At 34.5% G+C, this 19,091-nt stretch carries 13 protein-coding genes and 1 pseudogene; 6 read left to right on the top strand and 8 right to left on the bottom strand.

The features are described 5' to 3' along the window. Positions 1-84: 84 nt before the first annotated feature. The 4 genes from EV145_RS05555 (at position 85) to EV145_RS05570 (ending at position 2,839) form a co-directional block, all read left to right on the top strand. Positions 85-1,356 carry a DUF6624 domain-containing protein gene (locus EV145_RS05555; protein ID WP_133524225.1) on the top strand — a complete coding sequence of 424 codons (1,272 nt, stop codon included), beginning with the start codon at positions 85-87 and terminating at the stop codon, positions 1,354-1,356. 73 nt (positions 1,357-1,429) lie between these two features. Then, positions 1,430-1,756: an ArsR/SmtB family transcription factor gene (locus EV145_RS05560; protein WP_133524226.1), complete on the top strand. Its 327-nt coding sequence runs from the start codon at positions 1,430-1,432 to the stop codon at positions 1,754-1,756. Positions 1,757-1,814: 58 nt separating this feature from the next. Next, the gene (locus EV145_RS05565) at positions 1,815-2,288 is read left to right on the top strand and encodes a DUF6428 family protein (RefSeq protein WP_133524227.1); all 474 of its coding nucleotides are present in this window, start codon (positions 1,815-1,817) and stop codon (positions 2,286-2,288) included. A 131-nt stretch (positions 2,289-2,419) separates the two neighbouring features. Beyond that, positions 2,420-2,839 carry an arsenate reductase ArsC gene (locus tag EV145_RS05570; protein WP_133524228.1) on the top strand — a complete coding sequence of 140 codons (420 nt, stop codon included), beginning with the start codon at positions 2,420-2,422 and terminating at the stop codon, positions 2,837-2,839. A gap of 47 nt (positions 2,840-2,886) precedes the next feature. Here the strand turns inward: EV145_RS05570 and EV145_RS05575 are convergent, their stop codons facing one another. The 4 genes and pseudogenes from EV145_RS05575 to EV145_RS05595 all read right to left on the bottom strand — a co-directional run bounded on the left by EV145_RS05575 (position 2,887) and on the right by EV145_RS05595 (position 11,233). Beyond that, the gene (locus EV145_RS05575; RefSeq protein WP_133524229.1) at positions 2,887-4,887 is read right to left on the bottom strand and encodes a heavy metal translocating P-type ATPase; all 2,001 of its coding nucleotides are present in this window, start codon (positions 4,885-4,887) and stop codon (positions 2,887-2,889) included. A gap of 258 nt (positions 4,888-5,145) precedes the next feature. After that, positions 5,146-6,393 (bottom strand): efflux RND transporter periplasmic adaptor subunit, encoded by a 1,248-nt coding sequence (locus EV145_RS05580; protein ID WP_133524230.1) that lies wholly within the window; start codon positions 6,391-6,393, stop codon positions 5,146-5,148. A gap of 2 nt (positions 6,394-6,395) precedes the next feature. Then, positions 6,396-10,805: pseudogene (locus EV145_RS05590) on the bottom strand (CusA/CzcA family heavy metal efflux RND transporter). Between the two features lie 104 nt (positions 10,806-10,909). Then, positions 10,910-11,233: a DUF6660 family protein gene (locus EV145_RS05595; protein ID WP_243739207.1), complete on the bottom strand. Its 324-nt coding sequence runs from the start codon at positions 11,231-11,233 to the stop codon at positions 10,910-10,912. Positions 11,234-11,531: 298 nt separating this feature from the next. Here EV145_RS05595 and EV145_RS05600 point away from each other — a divergent pair, with 298 nt between their 5' ends. Both EV145_RS05600 and EV145_RS05605 read left to right on the top strand, forming a co-directional pair. Next, on the top strand, positions 11,532-12,653 hold the full coding sequence (locus tag EV145_RS05600) for a hypothetical protein (protein WP_133524233.1): 1,122 nt from the start codon (positions 11,532-11,534) through the stop codon (positions 12,651-12,653). 12 nt (positions 12,654-12,665) lie between these two features. Then, positions 12,666-13,442 carry a porin family protein gene (locus tag EV145_RS05605; protein ID WP_133524234.1) on the top strand — a complete coding sequence of 259 codons (777 nt, stop codon included), beginning with the start codon at positions 12,666-12,668 and terminating at the stop codon, positions 13,440-13,442. Between the two features lie 191 nt (positions 13,443-13,633). Here the strand turns inward: EV145_RS05605 and EV145_RS05610 are convergent, their stop codons facing one another. The 4 genes from EV145_RS05610 to EV145_RS05625 form a co-directional block, all read right to left on the bottom strand. Next, the gene (locus EV145_RS05610) at positions 13,634-14,230 is read right to left on the bottom strand and encodes a chemotaxis protein CheB (RefSeq protein ID WP_133524235.1); all 597 of its coding nucleotides are present in this window, start codon (positions 14,228-14,230) and stop codon (positions 13,634-13,636) included. After that, complete coding sequence (locus tag EV145_RS05615) at positions 14,212-15,021, bottom strand: CheR family methyltransferase (protein ID WP_133524236.1); 810 nt, start codon at positions 15,019-15,021, stop codon at positions 14,212-14,214. Before EV145_RS05615 ends, EV145_RS05610 begins: the two co-directional genes overlap by 19 nt. Before the next feature lie 19 nt (positions 15,022-15,040). Then, positions 15,041-15,406, bottom strand: a complete 366-nt coding sequence (locus EV145_RS05620) for a response regulator (protein ID WP_133524237.1) — start codon at positions 15,404-15,406, stop codon at positions 15,041-15,043. 107 nt (positions 15,407-15,513) lie between these two features. Then, positions 15,514-19,080 (bottom strand): response regulator, encoded by a 3,567-nt coding sequence (locus EV145_RS05625; protein ID WP_133524336.1) that lies wholly within the window; start codon positions 19,078-19,080, stop codon positions 15,514-15,516. Between the last annotated feature and the right edge of the window lie 11 nt (positions 19,081-19,091).

Consider the following 19,091-nt stretch of genomic DNA (forward strand, 5'->3'; position numbering starts at 1 on the left):
TTTAAAAATCAATAAACTATTACATATTTAATTGAAATTTAAATTTGTATTTTCGCTTTAGCATATTAAAAAAATACCGTTAAAATGAAACGATGTATATTTATTGCGCTATTACTTTTCAGCTGTTTTACTTCAAAAGCACAAACAGATTATAATTATCAGGCATTAATTGCCGAAGCTTCCTTATTCCATTTACAGAAAGATTATAAAAATGCCATTTTAACTTTTGAAAAAGCATTTTTATTGCAAAAGCCTGATGCTCTAAATGCTTATAAAACCGCGGGCGTTTTTGCATTGGATAAAAATAAAAATGAAGCGTTAAAGTACTTAAATATTGCTTTGGATAAAGGCTGGACAGAAACAGACGCTTTATTAATTGATCCTTATTTTGATTTCCTGCGAACTGATTTTCCAGAGGAATGGAAATTAATCGAAAAAAGAGCGATTTTAAACGAAGAACACTATTCGAAAACACTGAAGTTTCCTGCACTTCGAAAACAAATTAATCTGATGACAATTCAGGATCAAAAGCTAAGATTTATAAAAAGCCAGACTAAAGATCCTATTCAGATAAAAGCTTTAAATAAAGAAATCAATGCTTTAGATCATAAAAATTTAACTGAAGCCAAAGAGATTATAAAAAAATACAATTGGCCTAAAATATCTGAAATAGGAAAAGATGGGCAGAATAATTTCTGGCTGATTGTACAGCACGCTGATCAAGATATTCGGTTTCAAAAAATGGCTTTAGCTAAAATGGAAAAATTAGTTGGCACGAAAGAAATTGATCTCGAAAATTATGCTTTTTTATATGACAGGGTACAATGCAATCTTAACTACAAACAAACGTACGGAACGCAAGTAAATTGGACAAAAAACGGAAAAGCGTCAAGCTTCAGACCCATCATAAAAGAAGATTCAGCAGATAAAAGACGGGCTGATTTTGGACTTCTTCCTTTAAAAATTTATGCTTTAAATTACGGATTTCAATATTTTAATATTTCTTCTGAACAGGCTTTAAAAAATGATTCAAAAGATCTAGATGATGTTTTACAACTTATTAATGAAGCTAAAAAATACTGCAAATCAAAAGATTTTCAAAAAGTATACGACAACTACAACAACGCCTCAATGATTTTAGGCGGTATGTCGAGTGAACAAAATTATGAAGCTGCAGTTTTATTTGCGAAAATTTACAATGAGACAAATGAAGAACAATATCGAAGTATTTCACTAGATTTTTTAACCTTGCTTTTTTATAGAGAGGATTTAGAGAAGAAAAAACTAATGGCCGAAACTGAATTTAAAAGTTTTTATACCGAAGAAAGATTGATCGAAATTTTCAATAACATTTGAAAAGTAAATATTTTAATCTTTTTGTTTTTAAAGAATTAATATCGTAATATTGCTATATTAAAATAAATAAAAAATGGGAGCTACTAAAACAGAACATTTTACTGAAAAGCAAAATCAGATTGCAACTATAGCAAAAGCTTTGGGACATCCTGCGAGAATTGCAATTATAGAATATCTATTGAAGGTAAATGAATGTATATGCGGTGATATTGTAAATGAGCTCCCACTTGCTCAGCCTACAGTTTCACAACATCTTAAAGAACTTAAAAATGCCGGACTGATAAAAGGAAATATCGAAGGAAATGCGATTTGTTATTGTATTGATGAGTCGACATTTGATATTTTAAATACCTATTTTTCAAATATTATTGCTGTTACAAAAAATCAAAAATGCTGCTAAAAGCATTTTTTTCATCATCTATATCGCAATATTGCATTATAACTATAAATAAAAAATTATGAAACTTTCAGAAATTAAAGCCATTCTTCCAAATTTGGAAAATGTTGCATTTCAATTAGAAAACGGAACTTTTGTTCCTGAGCATTTTCATGTAACCGAAGTTGGAATCACTACTAAAAACTTTATTGATTGTGGAGGTGTTATACGAAATGAAAACGCGGTAAACTTTCAATTGTGGAATGCAGACGATTATGAACACCGATTGAAACCAGGCAAACTTTTACATATCATTCAGCTATCAGAAGAAAAATTAAAGATTCAGGATTTCGAGATTGAGGTAGAATATCAAAACGAAACAATTGGCAGATATGATTTAGAATTCAATGGAAATCATTTTATTTTAAAAAACAAAACTACCGCTTGTCTGGCACAAGATGCATGCAAAATTCCTTCACCTAAACAAAAAATAGCTTTAACTGAATTGCATAAAAACGAGGCAAACAGCTGTACGCCAAACTCGGGCTGTTGTTAATCATGAAGCAGAAAATAATTAAATACAAAAAACCTATCATTATCACAACATCTGTAATTGTACTGCAGCTTATTTTTGGCTTTGATCCAAAATTCTGCATTATCAATATCATTTGGTTATTCGTTTAAATTATGACAAAAAAGATTCTAGTACTCTGCACAGGAAATAGCTGCAGAAGTCAAATTGCTGAGGGCTACTTAAAACACTTTTTAGGCAAAAAAGCCGAAGTTTTCAGTGCCGGTGTAGAAACTCATGGTGTCAACCCAAGAGCAATTATAACAATGAAAGAAGATGCAATCGACATTTCTAATCACACTTCAAATCATATTGAAGAATATCAAAATATCGATTTTGACTTTGTAATTACGGTTTGTGATAATGCAAAAGAACGTTGTCCATTCTTTCCTTCAAAAGCCATAAAACTGCATTACAATTTTAATGATCCAGCAAAAGCAATTGGAAATGAAGAAGAAATTCTACAGGAATTTAGAACTGTAAGACAAACTATAAAAGAGTTTTGCGAACAATTTTCTAAAGATCATTTTAATTAAAAGATAAAAAAAGCGGTGACTAAATAATTTAATCACCGCATTTTTTTCTAAAATCTCATCCTTTGAATCCTAACGGCATTCAAAATTGCCAGCAAAGCTACTCCAACATCGGCAAAAACGGCTTCCCACATTGTTGCGAGTCCACCCGCTCCAAGAATCAAGACAAATGCTTTTACAACAAAAGCCAAAGTAATATTCTGCCATACTATTTTTTTAGTTTGTTTCCCGATATTGATTGCCATTGCAATTTTGCTAGGTTTATCATCCTGGATGACAATATCGGCAGTTTCGATTGCCGCATCGCTTCCTAAGCCTCCCATCGCAATTCCAACGGTACTTAAAGCGATTACAGGCGCATCATTTACACCGTCACCTACAAAAGCAACGGTTTCATTTTTAGTTTTAATTTCATTTACTTTATTGACTTTATCTTCTGGAAGCAAATCACCAAAAGCTTTCGAAATCCCGAGTTTATCAGCAACAAATTGAACGACATTGGTTTTGTCACCGCTCAACATCGTTAGTTTTACGCCTAAAGATTTTAGTTTTGAAACTGTTTCCTGAGCATCGTCCTTAATTTCATCGGCAATCGTTAAATAGCCAGCAAACTTTTTGTCGTAAGCAATTGCAATTGTCGTGTAAACAATTGACGATGGATCAGTATCATACGAAATAGCATATTTATCCAGCAGTTTGAAATTCCCAACATGCAGCTCTTTTTCGTTATAAACAGCTTTTAGCCCATGCCCAGAAATCTCTTCAATATCTTTCAGTTCGATAGAAGAATCAATTTGTCCTATATAATTATGAATTGCAGTTGCAACGGGGTGCGTGCTTCGGCTTTCTAAAACGTTTATCAATTTTAGAATTTCTTCTTTATCAAAATCAGGTTTTATAATAACTTCCTGCACTTTAAAAACGCCTTCGGTCATAGTTCCTGTTTTATCAACCACAACATTCTGAATTTTCGAAATACTGTCAAGGAAATTACTTCCCTTAAAGAGAATTCCGTTTTTACTTGCTGCGCCAATTCCGCCAAAATAACCCAACGGAATGCTGATAACCAAAGCACAGGGACAAGAAATTACCAGAAACACCAAAGCCCTGTAAAGCCAATCAGCAAAAATATAATTATCTACAAAAAACATTGGAAGCAAACAGATTGCGATTGCCAGATAAACTACAATTGGCGTATAAATTTTAGCAAATTTTCGAATGAATAATTCTGCTGGCGCTTTTTTTGTTGTAGCATTTTGCACCAATTCCAGAATTTTAGACAATTTACTGTCGTTATAAGCGGTTGTTACTTTTACTTCTGCAATCGTGGTTCCATTAATCATTCCGGCCAAAACCGTATCGCCTTTCTTTTTAGTATCGGGTTTGCTTTCTCCCGTTAAAGCTGCGGTATTGAACGAAGCCGAATCCGACAATAATTCCCCATCCAAACCTAGTTTTTCTCCTGCTTTAAGCTGAATAATAGCTCCAATTTGAACATCTTTGGCTTTGACTTTTATCGCAATATTGTTTTCTAAAATATTTACCTCATCAGGACGTTGATCCAAGAGACTTTTAATACTTGATTTTGCTCGCTTCACCGCCATTCCCTGAAAATTTTCTCCAATAGTATAAAACAGCATAACCGCAACACCTTCCGGATATTCGCCAATGGCAAATGCGCCTATTGTAGCGATACACATCAAAAAAAACTCAGAGAAAACGTCGCCTTTGACAATGCTTTCATAGGCTTCTTTCAAAACTGGAAGCCCTACAGGAAGATATGCAATCACATACCAAGCAATTCTAACAATTCCGGTAAACCAATTTTGCGGAAAATAATGATCAAAACCAATTCCAATCAACAGCAAAACAAAAGATATAATAGATGGCATGAATAGTTTAAACAAACTGCCATCTGTATTATGTTCGTGGTCGTGTCCTTCGTGATTATGTCCGTCAGTTGCTGCATGTATTGGTTCATCATGCGAACAGCAACAGGATGTTTTGGGTTTGTTTTTTATATTTTTTACTTCTTTATCTTGATGTATCATGGGAAAGTTTCAAGTTTAAACTTTATTTTAATTATGTTCTAAATTTACAGCTTTTGTGGCAAAGTTTTTTATTAAAATAATGATTAAACGCACGATTTGTCATTTCGACGGAGGAGAAATCTTCGCCAGTAACTCCGTTCCTAAAATCCAATCTTTGTCGAGCTTCTTGCGAAGATTTCTCCTCCGTAAAAATGACATAAAATGAGAGAAAACTTAGTCCCTTAGCACCTCAGAACCTTAGAACCTTCCAAAAAAAATCTAATGCTCATGCTCGCCTCCGCCCTTCATTGCTGAGAGCAGATAAAAAGCACCTTTGGTAACGATTTTAGAATCCGAATTAATTTTATCTACAAACTTAACTTCTGTAAAACCTAAATCTGTTGTTCCCGGAATCACTTCAATTGCTTTAAAATGAATTTCTTTTTCATGAGCTTTTTCATTTTTAGCTTCTTTATGTTCCTGTTCTTCTTCGATATTTCCTTCTTGCTGTACAAAAACAAAATACTTATCGGCATTTTTGACCACTGCATCTTTTGGCAAAGCCGGAACCGTAGTATTTGTAATATTGATATTTGCCGAAACATACATTCCCGGAATCAATCCTTTGGCGTCTGCAGGATCAATTTTAGCATGAACAGCAACGGTTTTGCTTTCATTCGAAAATGATTTATTAATTCCGAAAATCTTCCCTTTAATTGATTTATTGGACTGATTTGTTAATACAAAATCAATTACCTGACCCACTGAAATGGAACCTAAATCTTTCTCATAAACATTCAAGTCCAAATGCATTTGACTATTGTCAACTACTTCAAACAACGAAACTCCAGTATTTGCAAAAGCACCTTTGGCAATATTTATTTTCCCAACGTAACCGTTTATTGGTGCTACAATTGGAACCAAAGATGAACTTCCTTTCGTAGCAACATGCAGCGCTTCTAATTTATTTTTTGCTGCCTGCGCACGGGCTCTTTCCGTCGCTAATTTGGCTTTCACTTCCTGAAATATTTTCCTCGGATTTACATTTTCATCGCTCAACGTTTTCTGACGATTGTATTCTAACTGCAAATATTCAATATTAGCTGTCGCCGAGTGATATTCTTCCTGCATTTCAATTACTTCCAAATTCTGAATTGTTGCCAAGACTTTTCCCTTATTTACATATGTTCCTTCCAAAACATAAATATCCTTGACCGTCCCACCAATTAAAGTCGAAACTTCAGCAGAGTTTTGCGGCGGAACTGTTGTATAACCATTTGCTTTGATGATTTTATTCAAGTTTCGATCTTCAACAAATCCGGTTTCAATTCCTACGGTTTTGTATTGCGATTCGGTTAATGCAACTTCTGTAGTTGACTTTTCTTCTTCTTTTGTTTCTTCGGCTTTCTTTTCATTGCAGGAATTCAACATTCCGCAGTAGGCAATAAGCAGTAAGCTATAGGCTAATTTTCTTTGCGAAATTTGCGTTAAAATCTTTGCGAACATTGCGGTTAAATCTATTTTCATGATTAATTGTTTTTGATGGTTGGGAATTGCAATTCGATGGCACTTTGATTATAGCTGTGAGTCGCTTCGGCATATTGTTTTTTAATATCGATCGCCTGATTTAAAAAACTGATATACGACCAATAACTCATATCGCCGTTTGCATAACTTTTCTGCGCAGTTTCAATAATTTGATTGGCATATTGCAGTCCCTCATTTTGATAATAATCCAAGTTTCTCTGCTGTTTCTGAAAATTATTCTGCAATTCTTCTTTTTGTAGATTCAGGATAATTTTATTTTTATCCAATGCCAATTGTGACTGCGAAATGCTTATTTCAGATGCTTTTGCTTTAGCTGTATTAACACCTCCAAACAGCGGAATCTGTAATCCTGCCGTAAAACCTTGAAACAAAGATTCCGTATTTATCGTTTGGGCAAAATAACCTAAACCAACTTTTGGTGTTCGCAATGCTTTAAATGTCCCGACTTCTTTTTGATAAACTGAAATCTGCTGCTGATAAAAATCTGATAGTAATATTTCAGCTTTTGAATCTTGAGTTTCTATAAATGAATACTTTAAGGAAATCGTTTCATCTGGAATTATATTTTGATCCGTTTGAACAAAAAACTGAAGCTGTTTCTGGTAAATTGCCAAATCGTACTCTAATTGTGCTTTTTGTGTTGCAATTTCTTTCACTTTGGCTTTCGCGCTAATAACTTCAATGTTTCCACTTTCTCCTGTTTTGAATCGGAGTTCTGCATTTTTTAAGAATTTGGTATAAATATCATTCAACTCTGCGTTTAGTTTTTGAATCGAAACGCCGTACAAATATTGATAATACGCCAAAGTCACTGCTTTTTCAATTTCATAAGATGACAAGGCTTTTCGTTTTTCAGCGAGTTTTGCTAATTCTTCCTGCAACTGTCTGTTGGCTTTTGTGACATTTCCTAACGGAAAAAATTGCTGTACCGAAACATTATGATCAAAATCGGCGCTATTAAACTGACCGCCTTGATATTGTACTTGTAAAGGATCTGGCTGAAAAGCCGTTTTCTTTAAAACGGTTTGCTTTTCAATTTCTTTATCGGCTATTTTTAAGTCGATATTGTTTGATTTGGCGAGTTCTATTGCTTTTTCAAGACTAATTGATTGTTGTGCAAATGTTACTGTGCTTGCCAATAGGAATGTGCTTAACCGCAAAGTTCGCAAGGTTTTTTTCGCAAAGTTCGCAAAGGTTGTGTGCTGCGTTTTATATATTGAATTCATTTTTCTCTCTTTTAAAATTTCTTAGCGGTCTTTGCGTAAATCTTTGCGGTCTTTGCGGTTAAACCTAAGCTCCAGCATTAAATACAAAATCGGTAAAACGATTAAGGTCAATAAAGTTGCTGAGACTAATCCGCCGATAACTACGGTTGCTAGAGGTTTTTGTACTTCTGCTCCGCCACTTGTCGATAATGCCATCGGCAGAAATCCTAATGAAGCCACGGCCGCCGTCATTAAAACAGGACGTAATCTGGTTTTGGTTCCAATAAGAATTCGTTGAAACGGATCTAAAATTCCTTCGGTTTTCAATTGATTGAAATACGAAATCAATACAATTCCGTTGAGCACGGCAATCCCAAACAAGGCTATAAAACCAATTCCTGCCGAAATACTAAACGGCATTCCTCGCAGCGAAAGCGCAAAAACACCTCCAATTGCTGACAACGGAATTGCAGTAAAAATCAACAATGCTTGTTTTACACTTTTGAAAGTAAAATAAAGCAGTACCAAAATCAGCCCTAAAGCAATTGGCAATGCCACAGAAAGTCTTTCCGAAGCTTTAATTAAATTCTCAAACTGACCGCCATACGTTACGTAATAACCCACAGGAAGATTAAAGTTTTTATCCAGTTTTTGCTGAATTTCTTCGACTACACTTTTAATATCTCTTCCGCGAACATTTAAACCAACTGTAATTCTTCTTTTTCCGTCTTCGCGGATAACCTGCACCGGGCCTTGTTCATATTCGACCGAAGCTACCTGAGAAAGAGGCACCTGCTGGCCATTTGGAAGCGGAATAAACAGGTTGCTGACATCTGTAATATCAGCCCTATTATTTTCGTCCATTCGTACCACTACATCAAATCTTTTGCTTTCATCATAGATTTTCCCAGCGCTTTCGCCGGCAAAGGAAGAACGGATAATCTGGTTGATATCTGAAATATTGAGTCCGTACAATGCAATTTTATCATAATCATATTTCACGGTAATCTGAGGCAATCCATTTACTTTATCGGCTTTTAAATCTCCAATACCTTCAATACCTTTTATTTTCGAAATTAATTCTGAAGCTTTAGCGTCTAGGATTTCCAAGTCATCACCAAAAATCTTGATCGCAATATCAGATCGGCTTCCGGTCATTAATTCGTTAAAACGCATTTGAATGGGCTGCGAAATCTCAATATTGGCACCTGGAATTACTTCCATTTCTTCTTTCATCGCATTGGCTATTTCTTCCCAATTATGGTATTTTCCTTTCCATTCTTTTTTGTCTTTCAAAACAATTATTAAATCACCGCTTTCAATCGGCATGGGATCGGTCGGGATTTCACCGCTTCCAATTTTGGTGACGATGGTTTCGATTTCAGGAAATTTAGCTTTTAGAATCTGTTCGTATTTTGTGGCCGTCTCCACCATCTGCGTAAGCGAACTTCCGGTCATAATTGTTGCATTTATAGCCAAATCACCTTCTTCGATAGTCGGAATAAATTCGCCTCCCATATTTTGGAAAATAATAAATGCCAAAGCAAATAAACCAACCGCAAGTGAAAGAACCACTTTTTTAAACGCCAAAGCTTTATGCAAAAAAGGTGTATAAATGTTTTCTAACCAAGAAATCATTCGGTCACTGAAATTAGATTTGTGTTCTGTTTTTTTAGATAGAAACAAAGCACTCATCATCGGAATATAAGTCAGCGAAAGAATAAACGCCCCAATAATGGCAAAACCAACTGTCATTGCCATTGGTTTGAACATTTTTCCTTCGGTACCAATCAAAGCAAGAATAGGCAGATACACAATCAAAATAATAATTTCTCCAAAAGCAGCACTGTTTCTAATTTTTGAAGCCGAATTATAAACCTCTTCATCCATTTCTTCCTGTGTCAGCTCTTTTTTATTTTTGATTTTCTGCAGATGATGCATTGTGGCTTCAACAATGATTACAGCCCCATCGACAATAATTCCGAAATCTATAGCGCCAAGACTCATTAAATTCCCGCTTACGCCAAAAGCATTCATAAGAATAACAGCAAATAACATGGCCAATGGAATTACGGAAGCTACAATTAATCCGGCACGGAGATTTCCTAAAAACAAAATCAGAACAAAAATGACAATCAACGCTCCTTCTAATAAATTCTTGCTTACTGTTTTTATTGAATTATCAACCAGTTTTCCTCTGTCAATAAAAGCTTCGGCAACCACTCCTTCTGGCAGACTTTTATTAATCTGGGCCATTTTTTCATGAATTCGATCAACTACAGCACTTGAATTTTCACCTTTCAGCATTAAAACCAAACCGGATACAATTTCGCCTTTTCCGTCTTTTGTAGAAGCGCCGTAACGCAATGCAACGCCTTCACGAACCTCAGCCACATTACGAACTAAAACCGGCGAACCGTTCCTGTTTTTTACTACTACATTTTCGAGATCCTTTACTCCTTTTGCCATTCCGACACCACGAATAAAATAGGTATATTGATCTTTTTCTATGTAAGCTCCGCCAGTATTTTGGTTGTTTTTTTCTAAGGCTTCAAAGATTTCAGTAATGGTTACGCCCAGACTATTCAGCATATTTGGGTTAACGGCAATTTCGTATTGCTTTAGTTTTCCGCCCCAAGTACTGACATCCGCAACGCCTCGGATTCCCTGTAATTGAGGACTAATAATCCAATCTTGGATCGTTCTTAATTCTATCGCACTGTATTTGTTTTCGTACCCTTTTTTGGCATAAACATCATATTGGTATATTTCTCCTAAACCTGTAGTAATTGGCGCTAATTCGGGAGAATTTACATAATCGGGAATATTTTCTTCGGCTTGTTTTAAACGCTGAAAAATTTGTTCACGCGCCCAGTAAATATCTACATTGTCTTCAAAAACAACGGTAACGACAGATAACCCGAAACGGGAAATACTGCGGAGTTCTATAATATCTGGAACTGTTTTTACAGCTCTTTCCAGCGGATATGTAATTAATTGCTCGACTTCCTGACTTGCTAATGTTGGTGCAGTTGTAATAATCTGAACCTGGTTATTGGTAACATCAGGCAACGCATCGAGCGGTAAATTTTTAAGCGAAAAGCTTCCCCAAGCTATTAAAACAAGGGTAAATAATAGTATAACGAATTTGTTTCGTATACTAAATTGAATGATTTTATCTAGCATTTGAAATATATAATGACATGAGAAATTAGGCAATAATTTACCTGAAAAATTTGTGGAAAGTCCACACGTCTCTATTCCTTCCCGAAGCTATCGGGAGGCAATCATTATGCTATTTGAGGAGGTTGCCAAATACTTCCGTAGAAATCGGAAATAAAAACAGAATTATAAGTTGGTAATGCAACAGCTATTTTACTGCATGATTTAGAAAACTCAAAAGTTATCGAAGGCTGGTAACTCAAGACCTGAGCGCCACAGCAATTGCAGACACAAAATGGAGAACATAAATCATTGTCTTTGTCGTGAGAATGATTTTCTTCAGAAGAAAATTGAGCTGTTTTATGCATAGCGCTATTCACTTCCATATCTGCGCAGGGCATATTTGAAAGTGCCATCAAATAAATTGATAATAAAGCTGCAATCCATTTCATGTTTGTAAAATTACTATTTATTTTTATAAATATAAATTTTTGATATTCATAATAGCAAACCTCAAATTCATTTTTATAAACAATCTATCTATTTTTTAACCTAATTTACACTTTCTTAAAAAATTTTACAAGAGGTAAGAAAATTTCGTTAACTTTAACATTAATTAACACATTATTAAGCCTTAAACAAAATTAAAAAAACCTACGCTAAGCACACCCAATAAAAAGATTACCCCATAATTATTAGTACATATTTATTTTTCGCAGTTTATTAATTAATATTAAAACACTCAAATCAATGAAATGTAATACATTTATATCAGCCTTTTTATTATTATTTAGCATGCAAATTTTCGGGCAGGTTTACACCGATAAAATTGTAGGAAAAAAAAATGAAGATTTAAAAGACAGTCTTAAAGTCGAAAAATATCCTTACGCTCTTCCAATCTGGGGAGAAAAAGTAGCTCAAAAAGGATACAAACTTCCTTATTCTGCAGGAGTTTCCGTTAATTATTTTTGGCAGGAATCCGAAATTGTGATCAATGATTTAAATATTGGTTTTAATCATGGTCCTCAATATAACTTAGATGAAATTGTACGTTTTGATAAATCAACAGTTGAAGCTGGTGCACTTACAATTCGTCCTGATATATGGCTGCTTCCTTTTTTAAATATTTATGGAATTTTTGGAAAAGCAAATACAGCAACTAAAATAAATGCCGGTATCTATGTTCCAGACGCCGATAATAACTGGTCTGAAATTGCAAATTTCAGTACCAAAGCAAATTTTGATGCTACTACTTTTGGTATCGGTATGACTCCTACAATTGGTATTGGCGGAGGTTGGCTCGCACTTGATATGAACATGGCCTGGACTGATATCAGTTCTCTTGACAAACCTGCTTTCTCCTATATTTTTGGACCAAGATTAGGTAAAACTTTTAAATTCAATAAACCAGAACAAAACATAGCAGTTTGGGTTGGAGGCTTCAGAGTTCATATTTCTGGAGATACAAATGGCGATTTGCCTTTGTCTGACTTTATTGACCTAAGCAGTGCACAGGCTAAAGTAGACAGCGGTCTTCAAAAAGTAGCTGAAAACCAAACAAAAGTAGATAACTGGTGGGACGGCTTGAGCCCAGCTGAACAAAAAAATCCGGTTAATATAGCCAAACATAATACTGCCGATAGAGCTTTAGATAGAGCAGGAACATTTCTGGCAACTCTGGACGGCGCATTGAGCACGGCTTCCGATTCATCTGTTCAGTATTCGCTTCAAAAAAGACCAAAAGATATGTGGAACTTTATTGTTGGGTCGCAGTATCAATTCAATAAACATTTTATGTTTCGTGCTGAATGTGGTTTTTTAGGAACCCGTACTCAAGTATTGGGAAGTTTGCAATATCGCTTTGGACTGTAAATCATCCATTTTATGAAAAAGATTTTATTAATCGTTTTTACTTTCTTTTGCATCAATTCGGCCCAATCGCAAGTTTTAATTTCCTTGATTTTTGGAGATAAACTTAACTCTGAGTTTTTAGAATTTGGTTTAGAAGGCGGCGTAAATTTTTCTACTATTTCAAATATGGATTCTTCGGGAACAAATCCTGGTTTTAATCTTGGTTTTTACTTTGACTTTAGGTCAAGAAAAAATCCAGCTTGGATGATTAATACTGGTGTAATTGTAAAATCTCCTATGGGTGCACAGGGAATTCCGGTCTATCCTACTGGAGATGCAAATTTAGACAATACATTTGCCGGCGGCAGCGTGAACCGTGAAATACGTTATTTTAATGTTCCGATATTAATTAAATATCAGTTCAAAAATAATATTTATGTAAAAGCCGGACCACAGTTTGGTTTATTAGCAAAAGCCTTTGATGAATTCAAAAATGAATATGAGAAAGACGATATTCTTTACAAAAAAAACATACGCGATCAAATTCATGTTATTGATGCCGGGCTTGCAGCAGGTTTGGGTTATCATTTAAACGTTGGAAACGGCCTTAATTTTACGGTTCAATACTACTATGGCCTGGTAACTGTTATGAAAGGCGACGGACCAAATAATCAGTACAACAGATCTTGGTACATTACGGCCGGAATACCTATTGGCAAAGGAAAAGCAGCTCAAAGAAAAGCAGAAAAAGAAGCGGAATTGAATAAAATTATTCTTCCTGAAGATGAAAAAGCACCGCCAAAAAATTAAGTTCTCCTTTATTTACATTTGTATTTGCGCTTAAAAAAAATTTAACACATAGAAACATAGGATTTCTCTGCGGTTAAAGGCGTTTCACTTTTTTAAAATAAACATAGCTTATGTGTGAGAAACCTAGTTTCTTTTCGTATTCTTTTTTACACATTTAAAACTATGTTTCTATGTGTTAAAAATAATTACATCTATTGGTCTAATTTTGTATTTATTGATGCAATAAAATGAAGTATTTCCTGTGTGTTTAAAACAAAATCAGGATCTGTATATAAAATAGCATTATTAGGCATAAAAGGCATTTCTGCAGAAAGCGGATTTTGAACGGCGATTGTTCCGCCAGATGCTTTAATAGCTTTTAAACCTTCAGTTCCATCTGCATTTGAACCTGAAAATAAAATTCCGATCAAAGACGATCCATAAATTTCGGCCGCCGATTCAAAAGAAACATCAATACTCGGACGGCTGTAGTTTATTTTCTCGGAAGTATCTAAAGCCAATATTCCGTCTTTTTCAAACAATAAATGATAATTTGATGGTGCTATATAAATAAATCCAGGCAAAAGCGGTGTTTTGTCTTCAACTGGCTTTACTTTTATGTTTGATTTTAGTGAAATTAAATCCTCTAAAGTCTGCTCGTCTGTGCTTTTTCTGTGAAGCACAATTACAAGTGCAAAATCATTGAGTGTGATCAGCTCTGGCAAAATAAGCATTAAAGCATTCAAACTTCCGGCCGATCCTCCAATAATAACTACTTTACAATTTGATATTATTTTAATTTCCTCCATATTTTATCTTTATCCAATTGTTTGTATTTATTTGGAGCAATCGAATATTTTATAGTTTCTTTTGTACCCAAAGCCAAAAAACCTAAAACAGCTAAACTTTCGTCAAATAAATTGATTACGCGTTTTTGCAAATCAGCATCAAAATAAATTAAAACGTTGCGACACAAAATCATATCAAATTCATTGAAAGAAGTATCTGAAACGAGATTGTGTTGCGAGAAAACCATTTTTTCAGCCAGATCGCCATTAAACTTTGCTATTCCGTAGTTTGCTGTGTAATAACTTGAAAAATCTTCTTGACCTCCAGCGTCACGATAATTTTGTGAATACTCTTTCATCATTCGAAGCGGAAAAATCCCTTTTTTGGCTGTTTCTAAAACGGTCGCATTAATATCAGTCGCGTAAATTAAAGATTTATGAAGCAAGCCTGCCTCTTTGAGCATTATTGCCATCGAATAGACTTCTTCGCCGGTTGAGCATCCGGCGTGCCACAATCTAATAAAAGGTTTTGTTCCTAAAAGTGGTAAAATTTCATTTCTCAAGACACTGTAAAATGAAGGATCACGAAACATTTCAGTTACATTAACTGTAATTTCGTCCACCATTCTTTTGTAATATTCGGGATCTGAGCGGACTTTGGAAAGAAATTCATGAAAATGCGTAAAACCATCTAAATGAAAAATTCGGTTCACACGCCTTTTTAGCGAAGCTCTGGAATAACTTCCAAAATCAAAACCATAATATTCATAAACTTCGTTGATAAGCGTCTCTAGCTCAATATCCTCAATCATATTCCTTTCAAATTTTAGCTCAAATTCTGCTTAAAATAAGCAGTAATTTATCAACATCTACTGGTTTTGAGATGTAATCATCTGCCCCAGCCTCTAAACATTTTTCCTTATCGCCCGTCATAGCTTGAGCCGTTACTGCAATAACAAAAAGAGATGTTCTTGAAGGAATCGCTTTTATTAACGGAATTGCATCATAACCATCCATTTCTGGCATCATCATATCCAATAAAACGGCATCAACCTTTTCATCCGATTTAAGTAGCTTTAAAGCTTCTTCAGCACTTGTACAAGACAAACAATCGTAAGACTTGACGCGTAAAGTATGCGTCAATGCGAAAATATTCCTAGAATCGTCATCTACAATTAAAAGTCGTTTTTTACTCATAAACTCTTATATTTTTTTGCCACGAATTACACTAATTTTCACTAATTTTTAATTAAAAAATACCAATTGTATTTGTGTCAATTTGTGTAATTCGTGGCGTTTTACTTTTATACTTTATCGTAAAGCCAAACTCGCAGTAACGAAAGTAGCTGGTCAACATCAACCGGTTTTGTTATATAATCTGATGCTCCGGCTTTTATACATTTTTCTCTGTCTCCTGTCATGGCTTTTGCTGTAACGGCAATTAATGGCAGATTCAAAAATTTCGGATTTGCCCTAATTTTCTCTGCTGTTTCATAACCGTCCATATTAGGCATCATCATGTCTAATAAAATTACATCTGTATCTGGATTTTCATTCAGAATTTTTATGGCTTCATTTCCGTCAAAAGCTGTAATAATATTCATTTTAAATACTTCTAAAGCTTTTGTAAGCGAATAAATGTTTCGGACATCATCGTCAACAATCAGGACTTTTTTATCATGCAGAATGTTATTCAGTAAATTTAGCTTTTTATGTCCTTCCTTTTTGTCTTTTCCTTCTTTTTTATCTTCGACCAAATGCAGAAAAAGAGAAACTTCATCTAGCATTCTTTGATACGAATGTGCCGTTTTCACAATAATTGAATCGGCGTACTTTTTAATTTTTACTTCTTCCTTAAGCGATAAACTTTTTCCTGTAAAAACAATCACAGGCAAATTCTCCAAGCCCGGATTTTTTTTCACGCCGTCTAGAATTTGATACGCCTGTTTATCAGGAATTCCCATATCCAAAATTACGCAATCTACTTCAGTTTTATTTAAAGCCTGAAGCCCGTCAGAAACTTCACTTTTAATCTCTGAGTTAATACTGTATGTTTCTAAAAAATAAGCTAAAGCCTTAGCATGTTTCGGGTTATCTTCAATAATTAAAACCTTTTGTGCTTCTTTATTTATAATATGTTCGATTCGCAAAAACACGTCAGGAATTTTTTCAAAAGCTACTGGTTTATCTAAAAAGTCAACAGCACCTTTTAGCAAACTTTCCTGCTTTAATTTGTGTGAAGACATGATATGCACCGGAATATGTTTTGTTTCGGAATGATTTTTTAATTCTTCCAAAACTTCCCAGCCACTTTTTACAGGAAGTTCAATATCAAGCAAAATCCCAACTGGTTTATAGAGCACGGTGAAATTCAATGCATAATCACCGCGAACTGAAACAACACCCTTATATCCTTTTTGACGTGTAAAAGCCAAAAGTGATTTTGCAAAATTCACATCATCTTCAACAATTAAAATTACCTTGTCGCCTTCGCGAATTGAATTTCGATCATCCTCAATTTCAGCTGGAATTACAAGACTAATGTATTTTTTTTCAGAAGCTGGTTCTTCTTCCTCTACTTCTGTAAAATCAGTTGGCGGAATTTTTTCAACATTTATTTTATTATATGCCGATCCAAAAACGGGCAGACATAATGTAAATGAGCTTCCCTCATTCACTTTACTGTGCAGTATAATTTCTCCTTTTAATAATTTTGCCAATTCCCTGCTGATCGACAATCCTAAACCTGTTCCACCATATTTTCGTTTTGTTGATCCGTCTGCTTGTTGGAAAGCCTCAAAAACAAGTGGTTGTTTTTCTAACGGAATTCCAATTCCTGTATCTTTTACAATAAAGCAGATTATTTTTTCGTCATCTGTATTAATTTTAATTTCAAGGCTTACTTTTCCTTTTTCAGTAAATTTAATTGCATTTGAAATCAGGTTTTTCAAAATTTGTTCCAAGCGCATTTTATCTGTTTTAATGACAATTGGCGCTTCTTTAGAAATAATTTCAAATTCAATTCCTTTTTCTTTTGCAACGAGATTAAACAAGTTCCAAAGTGTGTCTGTAATCTCTTTAGTCGAAACATCTAAAAATTCCAATTCCATTTTACCGGCTTCAATTTTGGATAAATCCAAAATTTCATCAATTAAACCTAATAAACTGTTTCCTGAACTCTGAATCACTTTTGCAAATTCAATCTCTTCATTGTTCATGCTGTTATTATTGTTTTCAGACAATAATCGGCTTAAAAGAAGAATTGAGTTCAACGGCGTTCTTAGCTCGTGCGACATATTGGCCAAAAATTCCGATTTGTATCGTGTCGTCAGTTCTAGAGCTTCGGATTTTTTCTGAATTTCATTGTTTTTTTCTTCCAATAAAACACTTCTTTCAGACAATTCTTCATTGGTTTGTTCCAATTCTTCCTGCTGAACCCTAAGTTCTTCTTCAGAAGCCTGAAGTTTTTCTGTCTGCGCTTCTAATTCGGCATTAATAGCCTCAAGTTCACTATGCTGTACCTGAAGTTCTTCCGATTGTGATTGTGTTTCTTCGAGCAGTTCCAGCACTCGTTTTCTGTTTTGAGTCGATCTTAATGCAATTCCGATGTTGTTGGCAACCATTCTCAAAAATTCTAAATGCAGTTCTGAGAATCCATAAATACTTGCCAGTTCAATAGCACCTTCCATTTTATTATCTATTAAAGGAAATGCGACAACATGAGTAGGTTTAATTTGTCCTAAAGCATAATTAATCTGAATGTCATCTGGAGTTAACGTTTTTAGTTCTAACATTTTACCAGAAATCATAACCTGACCAATAAGACCTTCGCCCTTTTTGATACGCTCTCTGTTTTTGCTTGGTATATAACTGTAACCAGCCGCAGTCGCAAGTTCATCTCCATCTATCACATACATAACACCTGCGCTGCTGTTGGTATAGTTACATAAAAATTCTATAATATCTTTTGATAATTTCTGTAATGGTTTTTCGCCTAACATTGTATTATTCAAATCGGCAATCCCTGTTTGAAGCCATTCTTTCTGCGACAGCAAATCGAATGACTTTTTAAGATTAACACCCATTGTGTTCAGCGATTCTCCAACACTTCCAAGTGCATCTGCTTTTGTGTCATCAACGCGAATGTCATAATTTCCATTTGAAATATTGGTAGCAATTGTACTGATTGCTTCAATTCTTTGAGCCGTTTCAAAATCTTTTTTCTCTAATTCAATTTGTAAAGCCACACGTTCGTTAAAATCTTTAAGAATTCGGAACAAGAAAACAATGGAAATAATAAACGCAATAAAAAAGGCAACAATGATCAATATTAAACTGTAATTGCCATATTTTTCTGAATTTGCGTTGCGTTCTGCTAAAAGTCCCTGCTCTGTAGCTTCAACTTTTTTAATGACCGCACGCAGATCATTCATCATTTTTCTGCCTTCATTTAAATCAAAAATCAAGGCATCTTTTCCAAGACGTTTTTTGACTATCTGATTGTTCAAATATTTAAAAAAACTAGCACGCATATCACGCAGTTCTTTCAAAAGTTTTTGTTGCGAAGGATTATCAACTGTAAGTTCGTCCAATTTATCAAAATAAGCATTGGATTTAGCCTCAGAATCGTTGTATCTGTCTACAAACTGTTCGTCGCCAGTAATCAAATAGCCTCGCATATTTGTCTGCGCCTCTGTAATAATTGCTGAACCTTCGTTTAAATTATAAATAACTTCCTGAGTGTGATTGACCCAGAAATTGCTATGCAGCAAGCTTTGAATGCTTATAAACGACGCAACAGAGCTAATGGTAAGTACTAATAACGAAACTAAAGAACTTATTAGCAGATTTCTTTTAAAATTATTCTTCATATATAATTTCT

Source organism: Flavobacterium sp. 245, from assembly GCF_004362055.1.
Classification (GTDB): Bacteria; Bacteroidota; Bacteroidia; order Flavobacteriales; family Flavobacteriaceae; genus Flavobacterium.

What these genes read in the sequence shown, in the direction of transcription:
- EV145_RS05625 (WP_133524336.1), bottom strand. Translation starts at nt 19,080, where the DNA reads ATGAAGAATAATTTTAAAAGAAATCTGCTAATAAGTTCTTTAGTTTCG.
- EV145_RS05615 (WP_133524236.1), bottom strand. Translation starts at nt 15,021, where the DNA reads ATGATTGAGGATATTGAGCTAGAGACGCTTATCAACGAAGTTTATGAA.
- EV145_RS05610 (WP_133524235.1), bottom strand. Translation starts at nt 14,230, where the DNA reads ATGGAGGAAATTAAAATAATATCAAATTGTAAAGTAGTTATTATTGGA.
- EV145_RS05555 (WP_133524225.1), top strand. Translation starts at nt 85, where the DNA reads ATGAAACGATGTATATTTATTGCGCTATTACTTTTCAGCTGTTTTACT.
- EV145_RS05600 (WP_133524233.1), top strand. Translation starts at nt 11,532, where the DNA reads ATGAAATGTAATACATTTATATCAGCCTTTTTATTATTATTTAGCATG.
- EV145_RS05565 (WP_133524227.1), top strand. Translation starts at nt 1,815, where the DNA reads ATGAAACTTTCAGAAATTAAAGCCATTCTTCCAAATTTGGAAAATGTT.
- EV145_RS05560 (WP_133524226.1), top strand. Translation starts at nt 1,430, where the DNA reads ATGGGAGCTACTAAAACAGAACATTTTACTGAAAAGCAAAATCAGATT.
- EV145_RS05595 (WP_243739207.1), bottom strand. Translation starts at nt 11,233, where the DNA reads ATGAAATGGATTGCAGCTTTATTATCAATTTATTTGATGGCACTTTCA.
- EV145_RS05570 (WP_133524228.1), top strand. Translation starts at nt 2,420, where the DNA reads ATGACAAAAAAGATTCTAGTACTCTGCACAGGAAATAGCTGCAGAAGT.
- EV145_RS05605 (WP_133524234.1), top strand. Translation starts at nt 12,666, where the DNA reads ATGAAAAAGATTTTATTAATCGTTTTTACTTTCTTTTGCATCAATTCG.
- EV145_RS05620 (WP_133524237.1), bottom strand. Translation starts at nt 15,406, where the DNA reads ATGAGTAAAAAACGACTTTTAATTGTAGATGACGATTCTAGGAATATT.
- EV145_RS05580 (WP_133524230.1), bottom strand. Translation starts at nt 6,393, where the DNA reads ATGAAAATAGATTTAACCGCAATGTTCGCAAAGATTTTAACGCAAATT.
- EV145_RS05575 (WP_133524229.1), bottom strand. Translation starts at nt 4,887, where the DNA reads ATGATACATCAAGATAAAGAAGTAAAAAATATAAAAAACAAACCCAAA.